The organism is Dryocola clanedunensis, from assembly GCF_038405435.1.
GTDB classification, from domain to species: Bacteria; Pseudomonadota; Gammaproteobacteria; order Enterobacterales; family Enterobacteriaceae; genus Dryocola; species Dryocola clanedunensis_A.
In genome coordinates, this window is the sequence record NZ_JBBYHZ010000234.1 from 1 (window position 1) to 515 (window position 515).

Here is a 515-nt window from a genome sequence, read left to right on the forward strand (position 1 = left end):
CTGAATGCCCTGTACGAATCGCTGAACGATGGCGACGCCGACGGCGTGTTCGACATCGACCTGCAGGCGCTGGCTGCGCCGCTGCCGCGTGCCTATGAATTCGTCGATGGCAGCGCCTACCTGCCGCACGTGGCCCGCGTGCGCCGCGCCCGTGGCGCCGAAGTGCCGGAGAGCTTCTACACCGACCCGCTGATGTACCAGGCCACCAGTGCCGGTTTTTACGGCCCGCGCGACGCGGTCAAGGTGGTCAGCGAGGAATACGGCATCGATCTGGAAGCCGAGCTGGTGGTGATCACCGACGACGTGCCGATGGCGGTGACGCCGGAGCAGGCTGCCGGCCATATCCAGCTGATCGGCCTGGTCAATGATGTCTCGCTGCGCAACCTGATCCCGGGCGAACTGGCCAAGGGCTTCGGCTTCCTGCAGTCCAAGCCGCGCTCGGCGCTGTCACCGGTGTTCGTCACCCCCGATGAGCTGGGTGACGCCTGGCAGGACAGCAAGGTCCACCTGCCGCT

At 66.6% G+C, this 515-nt stretch carries 1 protein-coding gene; it reads left to right on the forward strand.

Features of this window, described 5'->3' with window-relative positions; all coding sequences use genetic code 11:
* On the forward strand, positions 1–515 hold a 515-nt coding region (locus tag AAE045_RS24400), incomplete at both ends, for a fumarylacetoacetate hydrolase family protein (RefSeq protein ID WP_455549869.1).